This is a genomic window from Streptomyces sp. NPDC054047 (assembly GCF_055585065.1).
The window spans coordinates 857647-880104 of the sequence record NZ_JBVJKV010000001.1; the positions used below are offsets into that span (position 1 = coordinate 857647).

A 22458-nucleotide genomic window follows, 5' to 3' on the forward strand; every position below is an offset into this window, starting at 1 on the left:
CGCGGGCGCTGTCGTCCCCACTGCTCGAAGGGGCAGCTCCCCCGCACAGGAAGCTGCCCCTTCGTGGTGAACCGGGACCGACGCCGCATCGGTGAGGGTCGGGGACACGGCGTCGGTCCCGGAGTGCTACCGGTGGTCGCTGCCCGCCGACTCCGAGGCGGCGCGTCCCGCCTCGAGGCGGGCCACCGGGATGCGGAACGGGGAGCAGGAGACGTAGTCCAGGCCCACCTCGTGGAAGAAGTGGACGGACTCCGGGTCGCCGCCGTGCTCGCCGCAGACGCCGAGCTTCAGGTCGGGGCGGGTGGCCCGGCCGGCCTTGACCGCGTCCTTGACCAGCTTGCCCACGCCGTCCTTGTCGATGGTCTCGAAGGGCGAGACCCCGAAGATGCCCTTCTCCAGGTACGCCGTGAAGAAGCTCGCCTCCACGTCGTCGCGCGAGAAGCCCCAGACGGTCTGCGTGAGGTCGTTCGTGCCGAAGGAGAAGAACTCGGCGGCCTCCGCGATCTGGTCCGCCGTGAGCGCGGCACGCGGCAGCTCGATCATGGTGCCGAGCGCCAGCTTCAGCTCCACACCGGTCGTCGCCTCGACCTCGGCGATGACCTGCTCGGCCTCCTCGCGGACGATCTCCAGCTCCTGGACCGTGCCGACGAGCGGAATCATGATCTCCGCACGCGGGTCGCCCTTGGCGTTCTTGCGCTCGGCCGCGGCCTCCGCGATGGCCCGTACCTGCATGGTGAACAGGCCGGGGATGACCAGGCCCAGGCGTACGCCTCGCAGGCCCAGCATCGGGTTCTGCTCGTGCAGGCGGTGCACGGCCTGGAGCAGGCGCAGGTCGTTCTCGTTGGAGTCCTTGCGGGACTCGGCGAGCGCCACCCGGACGGAGAGCTCGGTGATGTCCGGCAGGAACTCGTGCAGCGGCGGGTCCAGGAGACGGACGGTGACCGGAAGGCCGTCCATCGCCTCGAAGAGCTCCACGAAGTCGCGCTTCTGGAGCGGGAGCAGCTCCTTGAGGGCCTCCTCGCGGGCCTCGTCCGCGTCGGCGAGGATCAGGCGCTCGACCATCTCGCGGCGCTCGCCGAGGAACATGTGCTCGGTGCGGCACAGGCCGATGCCCTGGGCGCCGAAGCGGCGGGCGCGCAGCGCGTCCTCGGCGTTGTCCGCGTTGGCGCGGACGCGCAGGCGTCGTACTCGGTCCGCGTACGCCATGATCCGGTGCACGGCGCCGACCAGCTCGTCGGCGTCGTCGGCACCCGCGTGCATGCGGCCCTCGAAGTACTCGACGACCGGCGAGGGGACCACGGGCACCTCGCCCAGGTACACCTTGCCCGTCGAGCCGTCGATGGAGACGACGTCGCCCTCCTCGACGACGGTGCCGCCCACCGTCATGCGGCGCCGCTTGGTGTCGACCTCCAGGTCCTCGGCGCCGCAGACACAGGTCTTGCCCATGCCGCGGGCGACGACGGCGGCGTGCGAGGTCTTGCCGCCGCGCGAGGTGAGGATGCCCTCGCAGGCGATCATGCCGTCGAGGTCGTCGGGGTTGGTCTCACGGCGGATGAGGATGACCTTCTCGCCCGAACGCGACCACTTGATGGCCGTGTACGAGTCGAAGACCGCCTTGCCGACCGCGGCACCGGGTGACGCGGCGATGCCGCGGCCCAGCTGCTCGACCTTCGCGTCCTCGTCGAAGCGCGGGAACATCAGCTGGGCGAGCTGGGCGCCGTTGACGCGCTGCAGCGCCTCGGCCTCGTCGATCAGGCCCTGGTCGACGAGCTGCGTCGCGATGCGGAAGGCGGCACCCGCGGTGCGCTTGCCGACGCGGGTCTGCAGCATCCACAGCTGGCCGCGCTCGATGGTGAACTCGATGTCACAGAGGTCCTTGTAGTGCGTCTCAAGGGTCTCCATGATCTGCATGAGCTGGTCGTACGACTTCTTGTCGATCTGCTCCAGATCGGCGAGCGCGACGGTGTTGCGGATGCCCGCCACCACGTCCTCGCCCTGGGCGTTCGTCAGGTAGTCGCCGTACACGCCCTGGTGGCCGCTGGCCGGGTCGCGGGTGAACGCGACGCCCGTGCCGGAGTCCGGGCCGAGGTTGCCGAAGACCATGGAGCAGATGTTGACCGCGGTGCCCAGGTCGCCGGGGATGCGCTCCTGGCGGCGGTAGAGCTTGGCGCGGTCTGTGTTCCACGACTCGAAGACCGAGCGGATCGCGAGGTCCATCTGCTCGCGCGGGTCCTGCGGGAAGTCGCGCCCGGCCTCGGTCTTGACGATCTTCTTGAACTTGGTGACCAGCTTCTTCAGGTCGCCGGCCTCCAGGTCGGTGTCGACCGTGACCTTCTTGGCGGCCTTGGCGGCCTCCAGGGCGTCCTCGAAGAGCTCGCCGTCGACGTCCATGACCGTCTTGCCGAACATCTGGATGAGGCGGCGGTAGGAGTCCCACGCGAAGCGGTCGTCGCCGGACTGCTTGGCCAGGCCCGTCACCGACTTGTCGGAGAGCCCGATGTTCAGGACGGTGTCCATCATCCCGGGCATCGAGAACTTGGCGCCCGAGCGGACGGAGACGAGCAGCGGGTCGTCGGCCTGACCGAGCTTCTTGCCCATCTTCTGCTCGAGGGCGTCGAGGTGCGCGCTGACCTCGTCGCGCAGCTCTACCGGCTCCTCGCCGCTGGCGAGGTAGGTCTTGCAGGCCTCTGTGGTGATCGTGAAGCCCGGAGGGACGGGCAGCCCGAGGTTGGTCATCTCGGCGAGGTTCGCGCCCTTCCCGCCGAGAAGGTCCTTGAGGTCCCTGTTGCCCTCGGTGAAGTCGTAGACGAACTTCACGGCCGCATCGTTCTGCGCTACGTGGGGATCTTTGTTTTCCGACACGGGTCTCGACTCCTCGAGGACTCGGTGGCTGCCCTGACGGCGAGGAACATACCCAGATCGAAGGCGCCTGGGTACGTCCACTTGTGCGTCATACGGCTGTAACCACCCGTCCGCCAGTAGATCGAAAGTAACTCGGCGGTAGCTGGACGAGCACCCATGCGTTCAACTCTTGAAGACACAACCCCCGTAGACCCGGTGATTCGCTCGAATGAGCGGCCCATACTCAGATGTGAGTTCACCTCATGAATGATCGAGCAGTGGCACTGAGTGCCACCCCTTGGAGAAGTGCAGTCGGCCTCGATGCGCTCATCTGAGCGCAAGCCCTATCAGGGGTGGCGAGAATCACGCCGTTTGAGGCGGCCGGATGTCAGCATCCGGACTCCGGATCGAGACGGACACGCGTCCGTCACACGCCGAGCGCGGCGAGCCGCTCCTCCGCCCGCCGGGGGGCGTACAAGTGCTCCACCACGAGCGTTCCCGCACCGATGAGGGCCGCGCGCTCACCGAGGCGCGAGGTGACGACCTCCAGATGAGCGGTGGAGCGGGGCAGGGCCCGCTGGTAGAGCAGTTCGCGCACCCCGGTGAGGAACGGCGTTCCGGCCAGATCTCCGGCGATCATGAGAACTCCCGGGTTCAGGAGCGTGACGACGGTGGCGAGGACCTCCCCCACGTGCCGCCCCGCCTCGCGCGCGAAGCCCACCGCCTCGGGGTTCCCCGCCTCCAGGAGCCGGCGCACATCCGCACCCGAGGCCGCGGGGACGCCCGCCTCCGTCAGCCGGCGGGCCACCGCGCGGCCGCTGGCCACGGCGGCCAGGCAGCCGTAGGAACCGCACTTGCACAGGGCCCCGGCGCCCTCCGGCACCCTGATGTGGCCGATGTCCCCCGCGCCGCCGTCGATGCCCCGGTAGACCGCGCCGTCGACGACGACGCCCGCGCCGATGCCGGTGGAGACCTTGACCAGGGCGAAGGCCGAGCACTCCGGGTGCGAGGCGCGCTGTTCGCCGTACGCCATGAGGTTCGCGTCGTTGTCCACGAGGACCGGGATGTCGGCGGGGCCGCCCGTCTGCTCGGCGAAGGCGCGGCGCAGGCGGCCTCTTATGTCGTAGCCGTCCCAGCCCGGCATGATCGGCGGCTGGACGACGCGGCCCGTCTCGCTGTCCACGGGGCCCGGCACGGCGAGCCCGATGCCGCAGACCGAGGCGGGGGCGCGGTCCGTCTTGCGCAGCAGCTCGGCGAAGCGGACGCCCAGCTCGCCCAGGACCGCTTCGGGGCCGTCCTCGATCGCCAGGGGTTCCGCGTGCTCGGCGAGGATCTCGCCGGTGAGGCCGAGCAGGGCGGTGCGCGCGTGCCGGGTCTCCAGGTCGGCGGCGAGGACGACCGCGTGGGCGTCGTCGAACTCCAGCCGGACGGCCGGGCGCCCGCCGAGCGGCGAGCCCGCCTTGTCGGCCTTGCCGGGGACGCCGCCCACGCCCTCCCGCAGCCAGCCCGCGCGGAAGAGCCGGTCGAGGCGCTGGCCGACGGTGGCGCGGGAGAGCCCGGTGACCTGCTGCAGGGCGCCGCGCGTGGTGGCCCGCCCGCTGCGCACCAGGTGGAGCAGGTCCCCGGCGCCGGCGTACTGCCCGCCCGCGCGTCCCCCCGCAGCCTGTCCTTCGTGACCCGCTCGCTCCGACATCCGTTCTCCCCTTGCGCTCATCAACTCCACGTTACATATTGAGTTTTGCGTGTTAAGTAGACGTAACTCTAGGGTGGACAACACCAAACTGACAGGGTGTCGAGCCCTTCGGGGAGAACCGCGTGGACCGCACGAACGTGGGCCGTACGGCCCAGCTGACCGCCCGCCGCGTCACGGCGTCGCTGCGCGAGCACGCCGCCGAGGTCCTGTGGGCCAACTGGACGGGCACGTCGACGGTCCCCTCCCGGCAGCTCTATCCGCACCAGTGGTCCTGGGACTCCGCGTTCATCGCGATCGGCCTGCGCCATCTCTCCCCCTTACGGGCGCAGTTGGAGCTGGAGACGCTGTTCTCCGCCCAGTGGGGCGACGGCCGCGTCCCGCACATCGTGTTCAACCCTTCCGTCCCCCTGGACGCCTACTTTCCCAGCCCCGACTTCTGGCGCTCCACCACGGCCGGCCGCGCGGCCGGGGCACCCGGTGCCGTGCAGACCTCCGGCATCGTGCAGCCCCCGGTCCACGCGCTCGCCGTCTGGCTGGTCCACCGCTCCGACCCCGGCCTCTCCCGGGCCCGTTCGTTCCTGGCCCGCGCCCGTCCCCGGCTCGCCGCCTGGCACCACTATCTGCTGCACCGCAGGGACGCGGGCGGCGCGGGCCTGGCCTCGGTGATCCACCCCTGGGAGCAGGGCATGGACAACAGCCCTTGCTGGGACGCCCCGTTGAGCCGCGTGACCCCGGCGGACCCGGCCGCGTACCGCCGCGCCGACCTGGACCACGGCGCCGCGGAGGACAGGCCGACCGACCTCGACTACGGCAGATACGTACGGCTCGCAGCGGACTACCGCGATCGTCGGTACGCCGACGGGGCGGGCGAGTTCGCCGTTGAGGACCCTTCCTTCAACGCCCTCCTGATCGCCTCCGAGCACGCACTGGCCCGTATCGAGGCGGAGTTGGGCCTGCACGACGCGTCCCGCGCGCGGGAATCCCGTGCGCAAGCGCTCACGCGCACGCTCGTGGAGCGCCTGTGGGACCCGGCACAGGGCCTGTTCTTCTGCCGCGACCTGCGCTCGGCGGACCGTCCGGGGGGCCGCTCCGGCGACCGCTCGGGGGACCTGGTGCCCGAGCGCGGAGTCGGCGGCCTGGTCCCGCTGATCCTGCCCGCGCTGCCGCACCCCGTCGCCGCCGCACTCGTACGGACCGCGTGCGGACCGCACTTCGGTCTCGGCGGCCCCGCGCGGCTCGTGCCGAGCTACGACCTCACGGGAAGCGCCTTCGACCCGCGCCGGTACTGGCGCGGGCCCGCGTGGTTCAACACCAACTGGCTGCTGGAGCGGGGACTTCGGCTGCACGGCGAGCGCGCGCGGGCGGACGGCCTGCGGCGCTCGCTGCTCGATGTGGCCGGGGAGTCCGGGTTCGCGGAGTACGTGGACCCCTGCACAGGGCGTGGCTGCGGTGCGCGCGGCTTCGGCTGGAGCGCCGCGCTCGCCCTGGATCTGCTGCTCGACGATCCCGCCGGGCGTGACGACGAGCCGCACGGGAGGCCCGCAGGTGTGCCTCCCGTGACGGTGGTGAGGGAGGGGTTCAGGGATGACTGATCGGCGTCAACCACTGGTGCGGGGCGCTACGTTCGCGGTGCTCGGCTCGGGCGGCGACATCAGCGGGGTGCGGGGCGGCGGCACGACTCCGGACGGTCTGTTCGTGCGCGACGCCCGGCATCTGAGCCGCTGGCAGCTGACGGTCGACGGGGCCGTCCCGGAGATCCTCGCGCCGGTGTCGGACGCCGACGCGGACACGGGCGTCGCACGGTGCGTCCTCGTCCCGCGCGGCGGCAGGCAGGAACCCGCGTCCTGCACGCTCTTCCGCGAACAGGCGGTGACGGACGGCGCGTTCGTCGAGTCGCTGCGCGTCACGTGCAATCGCCCGGTACCGACGACGGTCCGGCTCGCGCTGACCGTGGACGCCGACTTCACCGACCAGTTCGAGCTGCGCTCCGACCACCGTACGTACGCCAAGACGGGCGCCGTCAGGTCGCGCAAGGTCATCGGCGGACGCGAGGGCGGAGGCGGGGGCGGAGGCGCCGGCGGAGGGAGTGAGGGCGAGGGCGACCCGATCCAGGGCATCGAGTTCGCGTACCGGCGCCGTGAGTGGTGCTCCCGTACGTCCGTGACGGCGGACCCCGCCCCGGACGCGGTCGAGGAGACGGGGACGGGCGCGCGGCGGCTCGTCTGGACGCTCGACCTGGACGCGCACGCCACGGCCGAGGTGGCACTGCGTGTCACGGCGTACCCGCACGGGGCCCCTCGGCCGCAGGCTCCAGCGGGACCGCCGGAGGCAGCCGAGCAACTCACCTCCCTGGAGGCCGAGTTCGCGTCGGGCATCGAGATCCCCGGCGGCTGGCCCGAGCTGGCGGCCGCGTGTCGGCGGGGCCTCGCGGACCTCGCCGTACTCCAGGTGCCCGCGAGCGGACCGGACGGCGAGGCGCTGAGCGTCCCGGCGGCGGGGGTCCCCTGGTTCCTGACGCTCCTGGGCCGCGACGCCCTCATGACCTCGCTCTTCGCCCTGCCTTACCTGCCGCGCCTGGCCGCGGCCACCCTCCCCGCGCTCGCCGCCGCACAGGCGACGGAGGCCACCGAGGGGACGGTCGCCCAGCCCGGCAAGATCGTGCACGAGGTGCGGTACGGCGAGCTGGCGCACTTCGGGCAGGTGCCGTACGGGCGCTACTACGGCTCGGTGGACGCCACCCCGCTGTTCCTGGTCCTGCTCGGCGCGTACACGGAGCAGACCGGCGACACGGCCCTGGCCCGCCGCCTGGAGCCGCACGCGCGGGCCGCCGTCGGCTGGATCCTCGACCACGGCGGCCTGACCTCGCGCGGCTACCTCGTCTACCGCGCGGACGAGGGCGGCCTCGCCAACCAGAACTGGAAGGACTCCCCCGGCGCGATCTGCTCCGCCGACGGCAGCAGGGCCTCGGGGCCCGTGATGGCGGCGGGTGCGCAGGGATACGCGTACGACGCGCTCGGCCGCACGGCGTGGCTGGCGCGCACGGTGTGGGGCGACGCGGTGTACGCGGACCTGCTCACGCAGGCGGCGGCCGACCTGCGGGACCGCTTCCAGCGGGACTTCTGGATGCCGGGGCAGGGCTTTCCTGCGCTGGCCCTGGACGGCGAGGGGCGCCAGGTGGACGCGCTCGCCTCGGACGCGGGCCACCTGCTGTGGTCCGGACTCCTGGACAAGGAGTACGGGGAGGCGGTGGGCCGCCGCCTGCTGGAGCCGGACTTCTTCTCGGGCTGGGGAGTACGAACCCTGGCCGCGGGCCAGGGGGCCTACCACCCGCTCTCCTACCACCGGGGTTCGGTGTGGCCGCACGACAACGCCCTGATCACGCTGGGGCTCGCACGCTATGGGCTGCACGACGAGGCGAGGGCGGTGGCGCGAGGTCTTGTGGGGGCGGCGTCGCGGGGTGGTGATCGCTTGCCGGAGGTGCTCGCGGGGTATGGGCGGGAGTCATATCCGGGGCCGGTGCCCTATCCGCACGCGTGCGTACGCGAATCGCGCTCGGCGGCGGCGCCGTTGGCGCTGCTGAGTGCGGTGGGCGGGTAGCTGAGCCGAGGCCTTGGTCTCCGTCATCACCGGCTCCGCCGAGTTCGTCCTCAAACGCCGGACGGGCTATATCCAGCCCGTCCGGCGTTTGAGGACATCTTGTCGGGGGTCCAGGGGGCGGAGCCCCATGGTTTCGGGAAGGGGCGGGATGGGGGAAAGCCCCGCAGGGCCCGCCCCTACGCCAGCCCCGCCCCCTCCGGCGATGCCATCAGCTCCGCCCGACAACGCCCCGCCAGCGCCACCGCCTTCGCCCCACCCAGCGCCACGACCCCCACCATCCGCTCCCCCACGTAGTACCCGTACATCACATCCCCGCTCCCAGAACCCGGCTCACCCTCCAGAAGCCGGACCTCCTCCCCCACCCCCGGCAGCCCGAACGACTGCACCCGCACATCGAACTGATCGCTCCAGAAGGACGGCAGCGGCGCGAACGGCGCCAAGCCGGGCGGCGGCGGCAGCGGTGGCGCGCCCCCCAGCCCCGCCACCAGCATCCGCGCCCCGTGCTTCGCGCAGTCCGCCGGCATCGACCAGTGCTCGACCCGCCGCGCGACCGGCCCGTAGCGGGGGTTCGGGAAGCGCGCCACGTCCCCCACGGCCACCGCGTGCGCAAGCCCCCCGATGCGCAGATGCGCGTCGCAGAGGATGCCGTCCGTGAGGTCGAGGCCTTCGGTGGCCGCCAGCCATTCCGTGTTGGGGACCGAACCGACGGCTTCCACCAGTACGTCCGCCGCGACTTCCGCCCCGTCATCCAACACCGCGCATCCATCGCCTAATTCGGACACCAGCCGCCCCATCCGGAACCGCACCCCCCGCCCCTCGTGCCGCCCCCGCAGCACCCTCCCCGGCTCCTCCCCCACCGCCAGCATCATCGGCTCGGCCTCCGGCGCGACCACCGTCACCTCGCAGCCCGCCTTGCGCGCCGTCGCCGCCACCTCGCAGCCGATGAAGCCCGCGCCGATCACCAACACCTGTACACCCTCGGCCAGTTCAGCGCCCAGCGCAGCCGCGTCCTCCAGTGTCCGTACGACATGCCTCGGCGGGCCCCCGGCCGCCAGGGGAAGCCTCCGTGGCCGCACCCCTGTAGCGGCCACCAGGCCCTCGTACGCATGGACCGAACCATCGGCCAGCGTGAGCGTGCGGGCGGTCAGGTCGGCGGACGCGACCGCCGTGCCCAGCCGCCATGCGACGTCGTCGACACTCGGACGGTGCCGCAGTGCCGTGGCGGCGGGGGGTGCCTCGCCCGCCAGTACCTCCTTGGACAACGGCGGTCGGTTGTAGGGGAGATGGGGCTCGTCCCCGTACAGCGTGATAGGGCCTTCCCAACCCGCCGCCCGCAGCTGTTCCGCCGCCCGCAGACCGCCGAGCGACGCCCCTACGACGGCGATTCCCGCCGAGGCCACGGCAGGTCAGCCCTCGACCCGGATGGCCTGCAGCGGACAGACGTCGGCGGCGTCCTCCGCGTCGGCGCGCAGGGCCTCGTCGGGCGATTCGACGTACGCGAGGTGGCCGTCCTCGCCGAGCGTGAAGACGTCCGGCGCGGCGAAGACGCACTGCCCGTGGTCCTGGCAGACGTCCAGGTCGACGGTGACCTTGAGCATGTGAACTCCCGGGGATATAGGACCCATTACCTGCGCGGCGCTCGTACTCCGCGGAACTCCCAGTCGCCCCCGAGAGCCGTCGAGACGACCTCCTCGGACTCCGTGGGCTGGGCTCCGACGTCGGAGCGGACGGCCGTCGGGCCGGTGACGATGTGGTTCGTGAGGCGGCCCAGGCCCTCGGCCTCGACCTCGACGACGTCTCCCGGCCGGACGGGCCGGGAGCCCGCGGGGGTGCCGGACAGGAGCACGTCGCCCGGCTCCAGCGTGATCGTGCGGGCGATGTCGGCGACGAGGTAGGGCATGTCCCACTCCATCTCGTCCGTCGAACCGTCCTGCACCAGCTTCCCGTTGACGTACGTCCGCAGGTGTTTGCCGTGGAAGTCCCATCCGGTGACGAGGCCGGGGCCCAGCGGGCAGAGCGTGTCGGAGCCCTTGACCCGCAGCATCGAACCGGCGTCGGTGTCGCGGAAGTCGTGCAGGCCGTAGTCGTTGGCGACGGTGTAGCCCGCGATGTACGCGCCCGCGTCGGCGGGAGCGATGTTGCGGCAGGTCCGGCCGATGACGATGCCGATCTCGCCCTCGTAGTTGAGGTACTTGCAGCCCTCTGGGCGGACGACCGCGCCGCCGTGCGCGTTCAGGGCCGAGACCGGCTTGTGGAAGTAGGTGGGCGCGGGCGGCAGGCCGACACCGAACTCCCGCACCCTGCTGCGGTGGTTGAGGTGGACGGCGATGACCTTGGTGGGGCGTACGGGTGGCAGGTGGTGCGCCTGTGCGGCCTTGACCCGGCGGCCGTCGGCGGCGACCAGCTCCTCCCCCTCCCGCACGACCTGGACTGCGGCGCCTTCGAGGAGGACGCGGCGGTACTCGACCGTGGTCGTCATACGAGGGAGGCCTCACTCTCGGCGGCGGTGACGGACCAGCCCCCGGCGGGGCGGTCGAACCACAGATGCATCTGGCCGGTGCCGATCGAGTTCTCGTAGTCGCTGAAGGCGCGCCCCGGAGCGGAGCACCGCTCTTCTCCGAGAGCACCGATCATCATGAGGTAGTGGCCAAAGCGCGCCTCGGGCTTGTGGGCGAGGAACTCCGGCATCGTGCGCAGGACTTCGGCGTGGTCGCCGCGTTCGAGCCGCTCGACGCACTGCTCGTCCGCGGCCCGCGCCTCGGGCGTACGGATGTGGGACGGGGCGCTCGACTCGTGGGCGCGCAGCTCCCGCAGCGGCCAGAAGGTGTGCGAGAGCGCGCCGGAGGCGACGAGGACGACCTTGCGGTCGGGCAGTGCGGCGATCCCGTCGGCGAGCGCGCGGCCGAGCCGCAGGTGGTCCTCGGTGTCGCCGGTCTGGCAGACCCCGATCGAGAGCCACTTCTTGTCCGGGAGGCCTTCGCCCAGGTATTTCCAGAGGTTGATCGTGGCGTAGTGGACCGGCAGGCACGGGTCGTCGATCGGAGTGATCCACGTGCCGTGCCGGTCGGCGAACTCCGCGACGGACGCGGCGAGTTCGGGGTCGCCGGGATAGTCGTACGGCATCCTGCACATGCCGCGCGGCAACTCCTCCGAGGTGAAGAGCCCGGCACGGCGCGCCTGCGCGGAGACGACGAACTCGACCGTGGTGGCCCAGTGCGAGTCGAGGACGACGACGGTGTCGTGGTCGAGGGTCTCGAAGACTTCCTCGCGCAGTCGCCGCAGGCCGGGGACGAGGCTGATCTCGCGGCCTTCGTTGAGCTCTTTGCGGGTCTCTTCGGGCAGCACGATGGTGGGCACGTGGGCGAGGAGCCCCGCCCCGACGATCTCACCCATGGCGGGCCCATCCCTTCGGCGCGGTCACGGTGTTCTTCAGGTCGCAGTAGAAGTCGAAGGACCAGTCGCCGCCCTCGCGCCCGATCCCCGAGGCGCGGGAGCCGCCGAAGGGCGCGGAGAGGTCGCGTACGAAGAAGCAGTTGACCCAGACCGTGCCGGCGACGAGCCGCGCGCCGACCCGGTCGGCGCGCTCGCGGTCGCCGGTGGCGAGGGTCGCGGCGAGGCCGAAGCGGGTGTCGTTGGCGAGGCGTACGGCCTCGTCCTCGTCGCCGTCCGGGAAGGTCTGGAGGGTGAGGACGGGCCCGAAGACCTCTTCCTGCACGATCTCGGAGTCCTGGGCGACGTCGGTGAGGAGGGTGGGGAGGTAGTAGTTGCCGCCGAGCCGCTCGTTGCGGCCGCCGCCGGTGGCCGCCTTGGCGCCCGCTTCGAGAGCGCGGCGCACGAATCCGTCGACGCGTTCGACGTGCCGGGGGTGGATGGTGGGCCCGACGTCGGTGGCCTCGTCGCGCGGATCTCCCTGGGTCAACTTCGTTACCCGGTCAAGAAAGTGACCGAGGAAGGTGTCGCGCGCGGATTCCTCGACCAGGATGCGGGTGGCGGCCAGGCAGACCTGCCCCGCGTTGTCGAACTGCTCGACGGCGAGGCCGGCCGCGAGCTCCGGATCGGCGTCGGCGAAGACGAGCAGCGGCGACTTGCCGCCCAGCTCGAAGCTGCACGGCACGAGGTGCTCGGCCGCCGCCGCGGCGATCCGCCGTGCGGTGGGTACGGACCCGGTGAAGCTGATCCGGCGCACGTCGGGGTCGGCGACAAGGGGCTCGCCCACCTCGGCGCCGTACCCCTGCACCACGTTGAGGACCCCGGCCGGAAGCCCCGCCTGGTGCGCGATGTCCGCGAACAGCGAGGCGGTCAGCGGGGTCCACTCGGCGGGCTTGAGGACGACGGTGTTCCCGGCGGCCAGCGCGGGGGCGATCTTCCAACTGGCCAGCATCAGCGGGGCGTTCCACGGCGTGATGAGGACGGCCGGACCCGCCGGGTCCCAGCTCACGTGGTTCGTGTGGCCCCTGGTCTCGAAGTCGTCGTGGGCGAGGGCGAGAAGGCGGTCGGCGAAGTAGCGGAGGTTGTGGGCGACGCGGGGCATGACGCCACGGCGGTGGGAGCGCAAAAGTGCGCCGTTGTCGGCGGTCTCGACCGCGGCGAGGTCCTCGATGCGGGCCTCGACCCCGTCGGCGACGGCGCGCAGGAGCCGGGCGCGCTCGGCGGGCGGGGTGGCGGCCCAGCCGGGAAAGGCCTCACGGGCCGCGACCACGGCCGCCCGCGCCTCCGCGGGGCCACCGCGGGCGATCTCGGCGAGCGGGGCGCCGTCGAGCGGCGAGTGGTCGGTGAAGGTGGCGGAGGCGCCTGAGGAGGCAGCGGCGGTCGCGGAGGTGACGCGCTTGCCGCCGATCCAGTGCCGGATGTCGACGGGGACACCGGCGACGGCGGCCGTGTGCGGCGGGGGCGCGGGGTCGGGGGAAGCCATGACGTCCTCCAGTTCGTTTGAACCCAAACAACATTAGGAGCGGCGGGGCGAGGCGGTCAACCCCTCGATCGGACCGCCCCGTTCGGCTACCGTTTGAGCTCAAACGAGAGACACGGGCGCAGACGCAGACGCCGTTGTACGTGCCCCACGGCACCCAGGAGGCATCCATGCCGGACGACGCACTGGCCAGCGGCAGCCATCAGGACTGGATACGCCGGGCCGAAGCGTGGAACCAGCTCTGAGGCGCCGCCCGCTGATCGCCCTGCCGCAGCGGTACGCGGCGTCGACCTCCGCTCTTCGGTACGAGGCGGTGGTGACGGCCCGCGCGTTGGCGGAGGCGGTGTTCCGTGCGGGCGGCGAGCCGTTCATGATGCTGCCGGGCCCGCCCGGGGAGGCGGCGGCGCGGCTCGCGCGGTGTGAGGGGCTGCTGCTGCCCGGGGGCGGGGACGTGGCGCCCTGGCGGTACGCGGGCGGCTCCCCCTCGGAGGCGCACGGTGCTGTGTACGACGTGGACGACGCCCAGGACGCGTTCGACTTCGCCCTCGCACGGCGCGCGCTGACCTGCGGCCTGCCGGTGCTTGCGGTGTGCCGAGGGCTGCAGGTGGTGAATGTCGCGCTGGGCGGCTCGCTGCGGCAGGACATGGGTGGGGCGGAGGGGATGGCGGGGGCGGAGGGGGTAGCGGGGGCGCATCGGCATGTGCTGCATCCGGTGCGGGTGGCGGCCGGTTCGACCGTGGCCCGTGCGCTGGGCGCGGAGACGGTGTCCGCCTCCTGCTTCCACCACCAGTGCGTGGAGCGGCTCGGGCGGGGTCTTGTCGCCACGGGGTGGGCGGCGGACGGGACGGTGGAGGCGCTCGAACTGCTGGGTGGGCAGGGGTGGTTCGCGGCGATCCAGTGGCACCCGGAGGACACGGCGGCGTCGGACGCGGCTCAGCAGGGGTTGTTCGGGGCGCTGGTCCAGGCGGCGGGGCTGAAGGATTTCAGCCCGTCCGGCGTTTGTGGACGAACTCGGCGGAGCCGGTGATGACGGTGCGCAAGGCTTCGGGGCTTCGGGGCGGCCGGTTCTACCCCTTGGCCCGCCGCCCGCTCCGGCGAGGAGCCGGGTCCGCGCCGTCCAGGAGCTCCAGCCGCCGCTCCTCCCCCTTCTCCTCCGTCTGCACCACGATCTTCCGCAGCAGGTCCGCGAGGACCCTGCACTCCTCGTCCGTGAGACCGTCGGCGACAAACGCCTCCTCGGCGTTGAACTGGGGGAACACCTTCTCCATCAGCCGCTCCCCCTCCCCCGTCAGCCGCAGCAGCGCCAGCCGCCCGTCGCCGGGGTGGCCCCGCCGCTCCAGCAGGCCCCGCCCCGCCAGGGTCCGGGCGACCCCGGTCAGCGTGCCCTTGGAGATCCCGGCCTCCTCGGCGACGTACCGCGTCTCCATCTCGCCCCAGATCCAGACCACGTAGAGGACCACGAACGACGTCCACGTCAGTTCGGCCCCGCGCAGCACCGAGTTCTCGAAGTGCTGCCGGACGGCCGACGCCGCGCGGTAGATGTTGGAGACGGCGGCCATCTGCTCGTACGCGACGGGGGTGCCGCCGAGCTTGGCCCGGACCGCCTTCTCGGTCTCGCGGATGGAGCGGTAGCCCGTCACGTCCGTGTCTCCTCGTTCTTGTGGTGCCAGTGGTGGCGACGTATCACCAGCGCCACTCACATTCCATACGGGCTCGAACGATAACGCGGCCTCCTGCTACAGGCCCCGCTCCAGCAGCGTCCCGCCGTTCCACGTCACGCCCACCTGGCGGTAGTACGCGCCGATCGGCTCCTCGATCGTCAGCGCGGACAACTCCTCGGTGGGCGCGTCGAAGAGGTCGAGCTCGGCCTCGCCCGACCAGGCCTGGCCACCCTCGAAGGAGGCGGCACCGGACGCGATGAGTTCGTCCAGGGCCAGCCCCTTTCCGTCCACGGCGGGGAGTTGGCGGTGGTGGGCCATGGGGTGCGCGTTGACGAAGCCGTTCGTCTCGGAGGGTTCGCGCAGGGTCACCACGGCCTGGGCGAGGCGGCGGTCGGCGGCGGCGAGGGTGGCGCCGAAGGCGGCGCCCGCCTCGATGCGGGGGGCGGGGCCGAAGGGGTGGGGGCGGGTGAGGTGGATCGAGCCGAGCTTCTTCGGGTAGCCCTGGTGGATTCCGCGGGCGACGGCGAAGTCCTTGTCGACCCAGATGTAGACGCAGCGGGAGTAGGTACGGCCGCGGTGGGCGCAGCGCACGACGGCGAAGCACTCCTTGTACTGGGCCCGGACGGGGTCGAGCAGTTCGGCCCTGGAGTCCCCGCAGGACTGCCAGTCGGCCCAGATGAGGGCTACCGCGCCGGGGTCGTCGGCGGCCAGGTCGAGGGGAGCCGGCAGCAGTTCGCGTACTCGGGACGGGTTGGTGCGGTACTCGATGGTGAGCAGGTCGCCCGAGTAGTGCCAGGGCGGGGCCGGGATGAGGGAGGAGCGGCCCGTCGCGGTCTTGGGCGGAAAGAATCCGTGCACTCCGGCGACGGCCATCGGCGGGCTCCTTCGTGGATGCTGGCAGCACTTTCGTTTGGACCCGTACGGTATGCCTCCACCACCGGAAGCGCTACGGCGCCCCTCGGCCGCCGGTCGGGACCGAGCCGATATGCCCGCCCTCGCCATCACCGCGGGGCCGCTTCGACGCCTGAGCGCTGTTACGGGGGGGGCGGGAGAGGCTCGTTCGCCCAGGGGTGGATGCGGAGTTGCGGGCGGGCGGGTGGGAAAGGCTCGTTCGCCCAGGGGTGGATGCGGAGTTGCGGGCGGGTGGGTGGGAAAGGCTCGTTCGCCCAGGGGTGGATGCGGGGTGAACGGGCGGGTGGGTGGGAGGGGTCCTTGCGTGGCCCAACACCCCGCGGCGCCAAGCCAGTCACCCCGCAATCCCCCCCGGAGGGGCTTGCGCACCCCCAAGGACGTTCCTATCGTTTGGTCTCAAACGATAGCCCCGCTCCGCCCCGCAGAAAGGCTGGACCACGGGTGACCGAAGCGAGCGCAACCCCGAGGAACAAAGCCCCCCAGAAAGCCCCCCGGAATCCCCCCCACGTCGCAGAGACCATCGAATCGCTGCGCGGACAAGGAACCGACGTCGTCCGCGTCATCTATCCCGACCTCATCGGCGTCGACCGCGGTCGGGACATCCTCGTCGGACATCTGGCGAGCGCCTGCGCCCACGGGCTCTCCTTCTGCCGCGCCGTCTATCACACCAGCCCCCGGGGCGACGTCGTCCCCGTCGCGGGCGGGCTCGACGCCGGGCTTCCCGACATCTGCGTACGGCCCGATCTCGCCACCCTCCAGGCCCTGCCCTGGGAGCCCGGCGTCGCCTGGTGCCTCGGGGACACCTTCGATCCCGCCACCGGCGAACCCGCCGCCGAATCGCCACGCGCCCTGCTGCGGCGCGTACTTGAGCGCGCCGAGGAGTACGCCGACAGCGCCGTCACCCCTGTCGTCGGGCCCGAGCTGGAGTACTTCCTGTGCGAGGCCGACCCCGCCGCCCCCTCCGGGTGGTCCGTCTACGGCGGCGCCACCGGGAACGTGTACAGCGCGGGCCGGCGCGGTGACCCGGACGGTCACCTGCTGCGCACCCTGCGCTCCCTGGACGGGCTCGGCATCGGCGTCATCGCGGGCAATCACGAGTTCGACGGCGGGCAGTTCGAGATCAATCTCGGCCACTCCGACGCCCTGGACGCCGCCGATCGCGCCTTCCGTTTCAAGGCCGCCGTCAAGGAGACGGCCCGCCGCGAGGGGCGGCTCGCGACCTTCATGGCCAAGCCGTTCAACGGGCTCGGCGGTTCCGGATTCCATCTGCATCTCTCGTTGGCCGACGGCTGCGGACGCAATGTGTTCGAGGACGAAGAAGCTCCCGACGGGCTCTCCGCGACCGCGCGGCACGCCGTCGCCGGGCTCCTGCGGCACGCTCCCGCGCTCAGCGCCCTGCTCAACCCGACCATCAACTCGTACAAACGCTTCGGCCCCGACACCCTCGCCCCCTGGCTGATCGACTGGGGTCTCGACAACCGCAGCGCCATGCTCCGCATACCGCCCGAGCGGGGGGACGGGACCAGGATCGAGCTGCGGCTCGGTGACGCCTCCGCCAATCCCTATCTCGTCGTCGCCGGGACCGTCGCCGCGCTGCTTCTCGGCATCCGCGACAAGGCCGAGCCGCCGGCCCCGCTGGAGGGCTACGGCTACCAGGAGGACTCCGCGCCCCTCCTCCCCGGCACGCTCGGCGCCGCGCTCGACGCCCTGGAGGCCGACGAGGCGCTGACCGGACTCCTGGGCGCGGAGTTCACCGACGCCTTCCTCACGTACAAGCGCAACGAGATCGAGCGCTTCCACCACCACGTCACCGAATGGGAGTTCACGGAGTACGCCTTCCTCCTCTGACCCCGCGCCTGATCCCGCGCCCGACCTGAGATCCGAAGGAGTACGTCCCATGAGCACGGTCACGGAGCCCCTGGCCCTGTCCGACGTCGACCTCGCCGACAACGACAAGTTCACCGACGGCACGCTGCCCTGGCGGATGTTCGACGTGCTGCGCCGGGAGGACCCCGTCCACTGGCAGCCCGAGCCAGCGCCCAACTCCGGCTTCTGGGCGGTCACCCGGCACGCGGACATCGTGCGCGTGGACCGCGACCCGGAGACCTTCACCTCGATGCGGTTCACAAATCTCGAGGAAGTCGACGAGGATCAAATCGCCCTGCGGCGTTCCCTGTTGGAGACGGACGGCATGCGCCATCGCGCGATGCGGCTGATCCTGCAGAAGCAGTTCACTCCGCGCGCCGTCGCGACGTACGAGACGTTCCTGCGCGGCCTTACCGCCCGCACGCTCGACGCGGCCCTGCCCAGAGGGACGTTCGACTTCGTGAGGGAAGTCTCCGCGGACTTTCCCATCAACGTGCTGGCCCGGATGCTCGACGTTCCCGAGGAGGACACCCAGCAGCTCATCGACTGGGGCAACCGCATCATCGGCAACACCGATCCCGACTACGCCGATGTTCTCCTGGAGAGCGCGGAGAGCGAGCAGTACCGCGATCTGCCGTTCCGCTCCCCTGCCGCGCCCGAAGTCTTCGCGTATGGACGGAAGTTGGCCGCCGTGCGGCGTGGCGGGGGCGGCAGTGATCTCGTGAGTACGTTGGTCAACAACTCGCCCAAGGACGGTGTCCCGCTCTCCGAGAGCGACTTCGACAACTACTTCCTGCTGCTCGTGGTCGCGGGCAACGAGACCACCCGGCACGCCATTTCGCACTCCATGCTCGCGTTGATCGAGCACCCGGACGAGCGCGCGAAACTGGTCGCCGATCCCTCGCTCATTCCGGGTGGCGTCGAGGAGTGTCTGCGCTGGGCCTCGCCCGTCTATCACTTCCGGCGGACGGCCACGCGTGACGTGGAGTTGGGCGGCAAGCTGATCCGGGAGGGCGACAAGGTGGTGCTGTGGTTCGCCTCGGGGAATCGTGACGCCGATGCCTTCCCCGACCCGTACCGCTTCGACGTGACGCGCGAGAACATCGACCACGTCACCTTCGGCAAGGGCAGCCCGCACTTCTGTCTGGGCAACTCCCTCGCCCGCCTGGAGATGCGGATCATGTTCGAGGAGCTGTTGCCGCGGCTCGCGGACATCCGGGTGGCCGGTGAGGTACGGCGGGTGCGGTCCAACTTCGTGAACGGGATCAAGGAGCTGCCCGTCACGGTGGCGCTGCGGTGAGGGTCAGCCGCCGGACGTGTCCAGCTCCGCGTCCTCGCTGATGCCCGCACAGTCGTAGGGGTCCTTCAGCCAGCCGTCCGGCAGGACGACGCGGTTGTTGCCCGACGTGCGGCCGCGCGGGCCGTCCGCACCCGTCGGCCAGCCCTGGTCGAGGTCCAACTCGCCCAGCCCGTCCTCCAGTTCGGCCAGGGACGAGGTGATCGCGAGGCGCTTGCGCATCTCGGAGCCGACCGAGAAGCCCTTCAGGTACCAGGCCACGTGCTTGCGGAAGTCGATGACACCGCGTGCCTCGTCGCCGATCCACTCGCCCAGCAGCGTCGCGTGGCGGAGCATGACCTTCGAGACCTCGCGCAGATCCGGGGCCTTGGGCGCGCCCGTGCCCTCGAAGGCCGCCACCAGGTCGCCGAAGAGCCAGGGGCGGCCGAGGCAGCCGCGGCCCACGACGACGCCGTCGCAGCCGGTCTCCTTCATCATGCGGACCGCGTCGGCCGCCGACCAGATGTCGCCGTTGCCGAGCACCGGGATCTCGGGGACGTGCTCCTTGAGGCGGGCGATGGCGTCCCAGTCGGCGGTGCCGCCGTAGTGCTGGGCGGCGGTGCGGCCGTGCAGGGCGATCGCCGTGACGCCCTCCTCGACGGCGATGCGGCCCGCGTCCAGGAAGGTGATGTGCTCGTCGTTGATGCCCTTGCGCATCTTCATGGTGACGGGCAGGTCCCCGGCGCCGCTGACGGCCTCACGCAGGATCGCGCGCAGCAGGGGCCTCTTGTACGGGAGCGCGGAGCCGCCGCCCTTGCGGGTGACCTTGGGGACGGGGCAGCCGAAGTTCAGGTCGATGTGGTCGGCGAGGTCCTCCTCGGCGATCATGCGGACCGCCTTGCCGACGGTCGCGGGGTCGACGCCGTACAGCTGGATGGACCGGGGCTTCTCGGTCTCGTCGAAGTGGACCAGCTGCATGGTCTTCTCGTTGCGCTCGACCAGGGCGCGCGTCGTGATCATCTCGCTGACGAAGAGGCCCTTGCCCCCGCTGAACTCCCGGCACAGCGTCCTGAACGGCGCGTTCGTGATGCCCGCCATGGGCGCGAGCACGACGGGCGGCCGCACGGCGTGCGGGCCGATCTGAAGCTGGGGCTCCATGGCGCGGGGTTCCTCCGGGCGAGCGGTTGGGCAGGGGGCAGACCTCTTATTGTCCCTCATCCGCGCGACTGCTTGCGCGCCCGGCCTTCACCAGGCGGTACAGCTCCTCCGTGGCCGCCTGCGAGCGGGCGTCCGCCGGGACGTACGTACCCAGGCGCGGGCCCTCGGCCGGGCCGAGCCACAGCCCGTGGTACGTGAAGTGCAGCGGGCCCACGGCGGCATTGTTGAACCGTTTCGACTGGTCCACCGCCTGCATCACCTCGTGCCGCTCCCACAGCTCGCAGAACTGCGGCGAGGCCTTGCGCATCCGCCTGAGCAGCGTCTTCCACGCCGGGTCCGCCAGATGCCCGGCCATCCGCGCCCGGAAGCGCGCGACCATCCGGCGCATCGTCTCCTCGCGGTCCTCCATGGCGGCCTGCCAGGCGGGGTGCGTGAAGGTCAGCCACATGCAGTTGCGGTCCTCGGGCGGCAGCACGTCGAGGTCGGTGAGGAGCTTTCCGTACGTCGCGTTGTAGGCGAGGACGTCGTAGCGGGAGTTCTGCACGCACGCCGGGTACGGCTCCAGCTGCGTGACGATCCGCAGCAGGCCCTGCGGGACCGAGGCGATCTCGGCGGCCGGTGAGGGGTCGGCGGTGCCCGCGAGCTGGAAGAGGTGGGCGCGCTCACCGGCGTCCAGCATCAGGGCGCGGGACAGGGCGTCGAGCACCTGCGCCGACACGTGGATGGCGCGGCCCTGCTCCAGCCACGTGTACCAGGTGACGCCGACCGTGGAGAGGTGCGCGACCTCCTCGCGGCGCAGGCCCGGCGTGCGGCGGCGCGGGCCACGCGGCAGGCCCGCCTGCTCGGGGGTGATGCGTTCGCGGCGGCTGCGCAGGAAGTCGGCGAGCTCACTGCGGCGGATACGGTCGGTCTTCGCCGGCGCTGCGGTGTCCATGGGATCAGCTTGCCTGCCCGGCGACCCTGTTTCCAGGTAGTGCGGGTACCAGGATGAAGAGACTCTGGTACCAGGCTGATGGTTCGACGACCGTCGTACTCGTGAACCTCACGAACTCCACGGCCCACGTCCTCAAGCCCGCCCCCGCGGCCCCGGGCAGCCGGCCCGCCCAGGACGGCCGGTCCGCCCCGGACGCCGCACCCGCCCTAACCCCGCTCGGCCTCGTCACCATTCTGCTCGGCGCGGCGCTCCCGATGATCGACTTCTTCATCGTCAACGTCGCCCTGCCCAGCATCGAGGCCGACCTGCACGCGTCCCCCGCCACCCTGGAGATGGTCGTCGCGGGCTACGCCGTCGCGTACGCCGTGCTCCTCGTGCTCGGCGGGCGGCTCGGCGACACCTACGGGCGCCGCAGGCTCTTCCTCTGGGGCGTCGCCGCCTTCGGCGTGACCTCGCTGGCCTGCGGCCTCGCGCCCGGCGCCTGGTGGCTGGTGGGTGCGCGCGTCGCCCAGGGCGCCGCGTCCGCGCTGATGCTGCCGCAGGTCCTCGCCACCATCCACGCGACGACGCGGGGCGAGCGGCGGACCAAGGCGGTCGCGCTCTACGGCTCGGTGGGCGGCGTCTCCATCGTCCTGGGCCAGGTGCTCGGCGGTGTCCTGGTCTCCGCCGACCTGGCGGGCACCGGCTGGCGCGCGGTGTTCCTGGTGAACGCGCCCGTCGCCGTGGCCGCCCTGCTCTGCGCGGTGCGCTCCGTGCCGGACAGCCGCGCCGAGCAGCCCACCCGCAGCGACATCGGCGGCACGCTGCTGCTCGCCGCGTCCCTGATCGCGCTGCTGCTGCCCCTGACCGAGGGACGGGCCGCGGGCTGGCCCCTGTGGTCGGTGCTGTCCCTGGCCGCCGCACCCTTCCTGGCCTGGGCGTTCGCCCGCGTCGAACTGCGCGCCGAACGCACCGGCGGCAGCCCGCTGCTGCCCCCCTCGCTCCTTCGCGAACCCGGCGTACGCAGGGGTCTCACCATCGGCCTGCCCATCTTCACCGGCTTCGCCGGCTGGATGTTCGTGAGCGCGGTGACGCTCCAGCAGTGGCTCGGCTTCAGCCCCTTGAAGGCCGGTCTGACCCTGATCCCCATGGGTGTCGCGCAGTTCGCGGCGTCGATGCTCGCCCCGCGCCTGGTGACACGGCTCGGCAGCCGGGCGTTGACGGTGTGCGCGGCGGTGCACGGAGCCGGTCTCGCGATCCTCGCGCTGACAGTGCTGTGGACGCCGTGGGCGTCCCTGAGCCCGCTCGTCCTCGCCCCCGGCCTCGCCCTGTGCGGCGTGGGCCAGGGGGTGCAGCTCGCCCTCTACTACCGCATCGTGCTCGCCGCGGTGCCCGCGTCGAAGGCGGGCGCGGGCAGCGGTCTGGCGGCGACGGTCCAGCAGTCCTGCCTCGCGTTGGGCGTCGCCACGCTCGGCTCGCTCTTCCTGGCCATGGTGCCGGGCCTGGGGATGCGGGACGCGTTCGCGGTCGTGCTCGCGGTGCAGCTGGCCGGGCTCGTCGGGCTCGCGCTGCTGAGCCTGCGGCTGCCGCGCCGGCTCGGCTGAGGGAGGCGGTGAGGGTCCGCGCGCGTAC

The 22458-nt window shown here is 71.8% G+C and carries 17 protein-coding genes; 6 read left to right on the forward strand and 11 right to left on the reverse strand.

Annotation, left to right across the window (positions count from 1 at the left end):
* Positions 1–126: 126 nt before the first annotated feature.
* Together ppdK and ACZ6ZP_RS03950 are read right to left on the reverse strand one after the other, a co-directional pair.
* Positions 127–2862 carry a pyruvate, phosphate dikinase gene (ppdK, locus tag ACZ6ZP_RS03945; RefSeq protein WP_351160251.1) on the reverse strand — a complete coding sequence of 912 codons (2736 nt, stop codon included), beginning with the start codon at positions 2860–2862 and terminating at the stop codon, positions 127–129.
* 406 nt (positions 2863–3268) lie between these two features.
* Positions 3269–4534, reverse strand: coding sequence for an ROK family protein (locus ACZ6ZP_RS03950; protein ID WP_361462501.1), 1266 nt, complete (start codon positions 4532–4534; stop codon positions 3269–3271).
* Positions 4535–4671: 137 nt separating this feature from the next.
* On the opposite strand from ACZ6ZP_RS03950, the gene ACZ6ZP_RS03955 reads away from it, so the two are divergent.
* Positions 4672–6126: an MGH1-like glycoside hydrolase domain-containing protein gene (locus ACZ6ZP_RS03955; RefSeq protein ID WP_366462069.1), complete on the forward strand. Its 1455-nt coding sequence runs from the start codon at positions 4672–4674 to the stop codon at positions 6124–6126.
* Complete coding sequence (locus ACZ6ZP_RS03960) at positions 6119–8131, forward strand: amylo-alpha-1,6-glucosidase (RefSeq protein WP_469405442.1); 2013 nt, start codon at positions 6119–6121, stop codon at positions 8129–8131. Before ACZ6ZP_RS03955 ends, ACZ6ZP_RS03960 begins: the two co-directional genes overlap by 8 nt.
* A gap of 176 nt (positions 8132–8307) precedes the next feature.
* Here ACZ6ZP_RS03960 and ACZ6ZP_RS03965 read toward each other — a convergent pair whose 3' ends face one another.
* Genes ACZ6ZP_RS03965 through ACZ6ZP_RS03985 form a run of 5 tightly spaced genes read right to left on the reverse strand, consistent with a single transcriptional unit; the run spans position 8308 to position 13043 of the window.
* Complete coding sequence (locus ACZ6ZP_RS03965) at positions 8308–9531, reverse strand: NAD(P)/FAD-dependent oxidoreductase (RefSeq protein WP_469405443.1); 1224 nt, start codon at positions 9529–9531, stop codon at positions 8308–8310.
* A 6-nt stretch (positions 9532–9537) separates the two neighbouring features.
* Positions 9538–9729 carry a ferredoxin gene (locus tag ACZ6ZP_RS03970; protein WP_351160262.1) on the reverse strand — a complete coding sequence of 64 codons (192 nt, stop codon included), beginning with the start codon at positions 9727–9729 and terminating at the stop codon, positions 9538–9540.
* A gap of 26 nt (positions 9730–9755) precedes the next feature.
* A complete protein-coding gene (locus ACZ6ZP_RS03975; RefSeq protein ID WP_383818779.1) occupies positions 9756–10610 on the reverse strand; it encodes a fumarylacetoacetate hydrolase family protein in 855 nt (284 codons plus the stop codon).
* A complete protein-coding gene (locus ACZ6ZP_RS03980; RefSeq protein ID WP_383818780.1) occupies positions 10607–11524 on the reverse strand; it encodes a 3,4-dihydroxyphenylacetate 2,3-dioxygenase in 918 nt (305 codons plus the stop codon). Before ACZ6ZP_RS03980 ends, ACZ6ZP_RS03975 begins: the two co-directional genes overlap by 4 nt.
* Positions 11517–13043, reverse strand: coding sequence for an aldehyde dehydrogenase (locus ACZ6ZP_RS03985; RefSeq protein ID WP_383818782.1), 1527 nt, complete (start codon positions 13041–13043; stop codon positions 11517–11519). Before ACZ6ZP_RS03985 ends, ACZ6ZP_RS03980 begins: the two co-directional genes overlap by 8 nt.
* A 226-nt stretch (positions 13044–13269) precedes the next feature.
* Between ACZ6ZP_RS03985 and ACZ6ZP_RS03990 the strand changes: the two genes are divergently transcribed.
* Positions 13270–14067, forward strand: coding sequence for a gamma-glutamyl-gamma-aminobutyrate hydrolase family protein (locus ACZ6ZP_RS03990; protein ID WP_469405445.1), 798 nt, complete (start codon positions 13270–13272; stop codon positions 14065–14067).
* 40 nt (positions 14068–14107) lie between these two features.
* Here ACZ6ZP_RS03990 and ACZ6ZP_RS03995 read toward each other — a convergent pair whose 3' ends face one another.
* Positions 14108–14680 carry a MarR family winged helix-turn-helix transcriptional regulator gene (locus ACZ6ZP_RS03995; RefSeq protein WP_351160272.1) on the reverse strand — a complete coding sequence of 191 codons (573 nt, stop codon included), beginning with the start codon at positions 14678–14680 and terminating at the stop codon, positions 14108–14110.
* 96 nt (positions 14681–14776) lie between these two features.
* A complete protein-coding gene (locus ACZ6ZP_RS04000) occupies positions 14777–15574 on the reverse strand; it encodes an acetoacetate decarboxylase family protein (protein ID WP_351160274.1) in 798 nt (265 codons plus the stop codon).
* A gap of 558 nt (positions 15575–16132) precedes the next feature.
* On the opposite strand from ACZ6ZP_RS04000, the gene ACZ6ZP_RS04005 reads away from it, so the two are divergent.
* Both ACZ6ZP_RS04005 and ACZ6ZP_RS04010 read left to right on the forward strand, forming a co-directional pair.
* On the forward strand, positions 16133–17461 hold the full coding sequence (locus tag ACZ6ZP_RS04005; protein ID WP_469405795.1) for a glutamine synthetase family protein: 1329 nt from the start codon (positions 16133–16135) through the stop codon (positions 17459–17461).
* 49 nt (positions 17462–17510) lie between these two features.
* Positions 17511–18779 carry a cytochrome P450 gene (locus ACZ6ZP_RS04010; RefSeq protein WP_469405447.1) on the forward strand — a complete coding sequence of 423 codons (1269 nt, stop codon included), beginning with the start codon at positions 17511–17513 and terminating at the stop codon, positions 18777–18779.
* Between the two features lie 3 nt (positions 18780–18782).
* Here ACZ6ZP_RS04010 and dusB read toward each other — a convergent pair whose 3' ends face one another.
* Positions 18783–19913 (reverse strand): tRNA dihydrouridine synthase DusB, encoded by a 1131-nt coding sequence (dusB, locus tag ACZ6ZP_RS04015; protein WP_351160279.1) that lies wholly within the window; start codon positions 19911–19913, stop codon positions 18783–18785.
* A gap of 46 nt (positions 19914–19959) precedes the next feature.
* Entirely contained in the window at positions 19960–20847 is an 888-nt protein-coding gene (locus tag ACZ6ZP_RS04020; RefSeq protein WP_351160281.1) for a helix-turn-helix transcriptional regulator, read from the reverse strand.
* Positions 20848–20900: 53 nt separating this feature from the next.
* Here ACZ6ZP_RS04020 and ACZ6ZP_RS04025 point away from each other — a divergent pair, with 53 nt between their 5' ends.
* Positions 20901–22430 (forward strand): MFS transporter, encoded by a 1530-nt coding sequence (locus ACZ6ZP_RS04025; protein WP_469405449.1) that lies wholly within the window; start codon positions 20901–20903, stop codon positions 22428–22430.
* The last annotated feature ends 28 nt before the right edge of the window (positions 22431–22458 follow it).

Excerpts from the sequence above, each read along its gene's own strand:
- ACZ6ZP_RS03980 (WP_383818780.1), bottom strand. The coding sequence starts at position 11,524 with ATGGGTGAGATCGTCGGGGCGGGGCTCCTCGCCCACGTGCCCACCATC.
- ACZ6ZP_RS03950 (WP_361462501.1), bottom strand. The coding sequence starts at position 4,534 with ATGTCGGAGCGAGCGGGTCACGAAGGACAGGCTGCGGGGGGACGCGCG.
- ACZ6ZP_RS03970 (WP_351160262.1), bottom strand. The coding sequence starts at position 9,729 with ATGCTCAAGGTCACCGTCGACCTGGACGTCTGCCAGGACCACGGGCAG.
- ACZ6ZP_RS03985 (WP_383818782.1), bottom strand. The coding sequence starts at position 13,043 with ATGGCTTCCCCCGACCCCGCGCCCCCGCCGCACACGGCCGCCGTCGCC.
- ACZ6ZP_RS04010 (WP_469405447.1), top strand. The coding sequence starts at position 17,511 with ATGAGCACGGTCACGGAGCCCCTGGCCCTGTCCGACGTCGACCTCGCC.
- dusB (WP_351160279.1), bottom strand. The coding sequence starts at position 19,913 with ATGGAGCCCCAGCTTCAGATCGGCCCGCACGCCGTGCGGCCGCCCGTC.
- ACZ6ZP_RS03975 (WP_383818779.1), bottom strand. The coding sequence starts at position 10,610 with ATGACGACCACGGTCGAGTACCGCCGCGTCCTCCTCGAAGGCGCCGCA.
- ACZ6ZP_RS04020 (WP_351160281.1), bottom strand. The coding sequence starts at position 20,847 with ATGGACACCGCAGCGCCGGCGAAGACCGACCGTATCCGCCGCAGTGAG.
- ACZ6ZP_RS04000 (WP_351160274.1), bottom strand. The coding sequence starts at position 15,574 with ATGGCCGTCGCCGGAGTGCACGGATTCTTTCCGCCCAAGACCGCGACG.
- ACZ6ZP_RS03960 (WP_469405442.1), top strand. The coding sequence starts at position 6,119 with ATGACTGATCGGCGTCAACCACTGGTGCGGGGCGCTACGTTCGCGGTG.
- ACZ6ZP_RS04025 (WP_469405449.1), top strand. The coding sequence starts at position 20,901 with ATGAAGAGACTCTGGTACCAGGCTGATGGTTCGACGACCGTCGTACTC.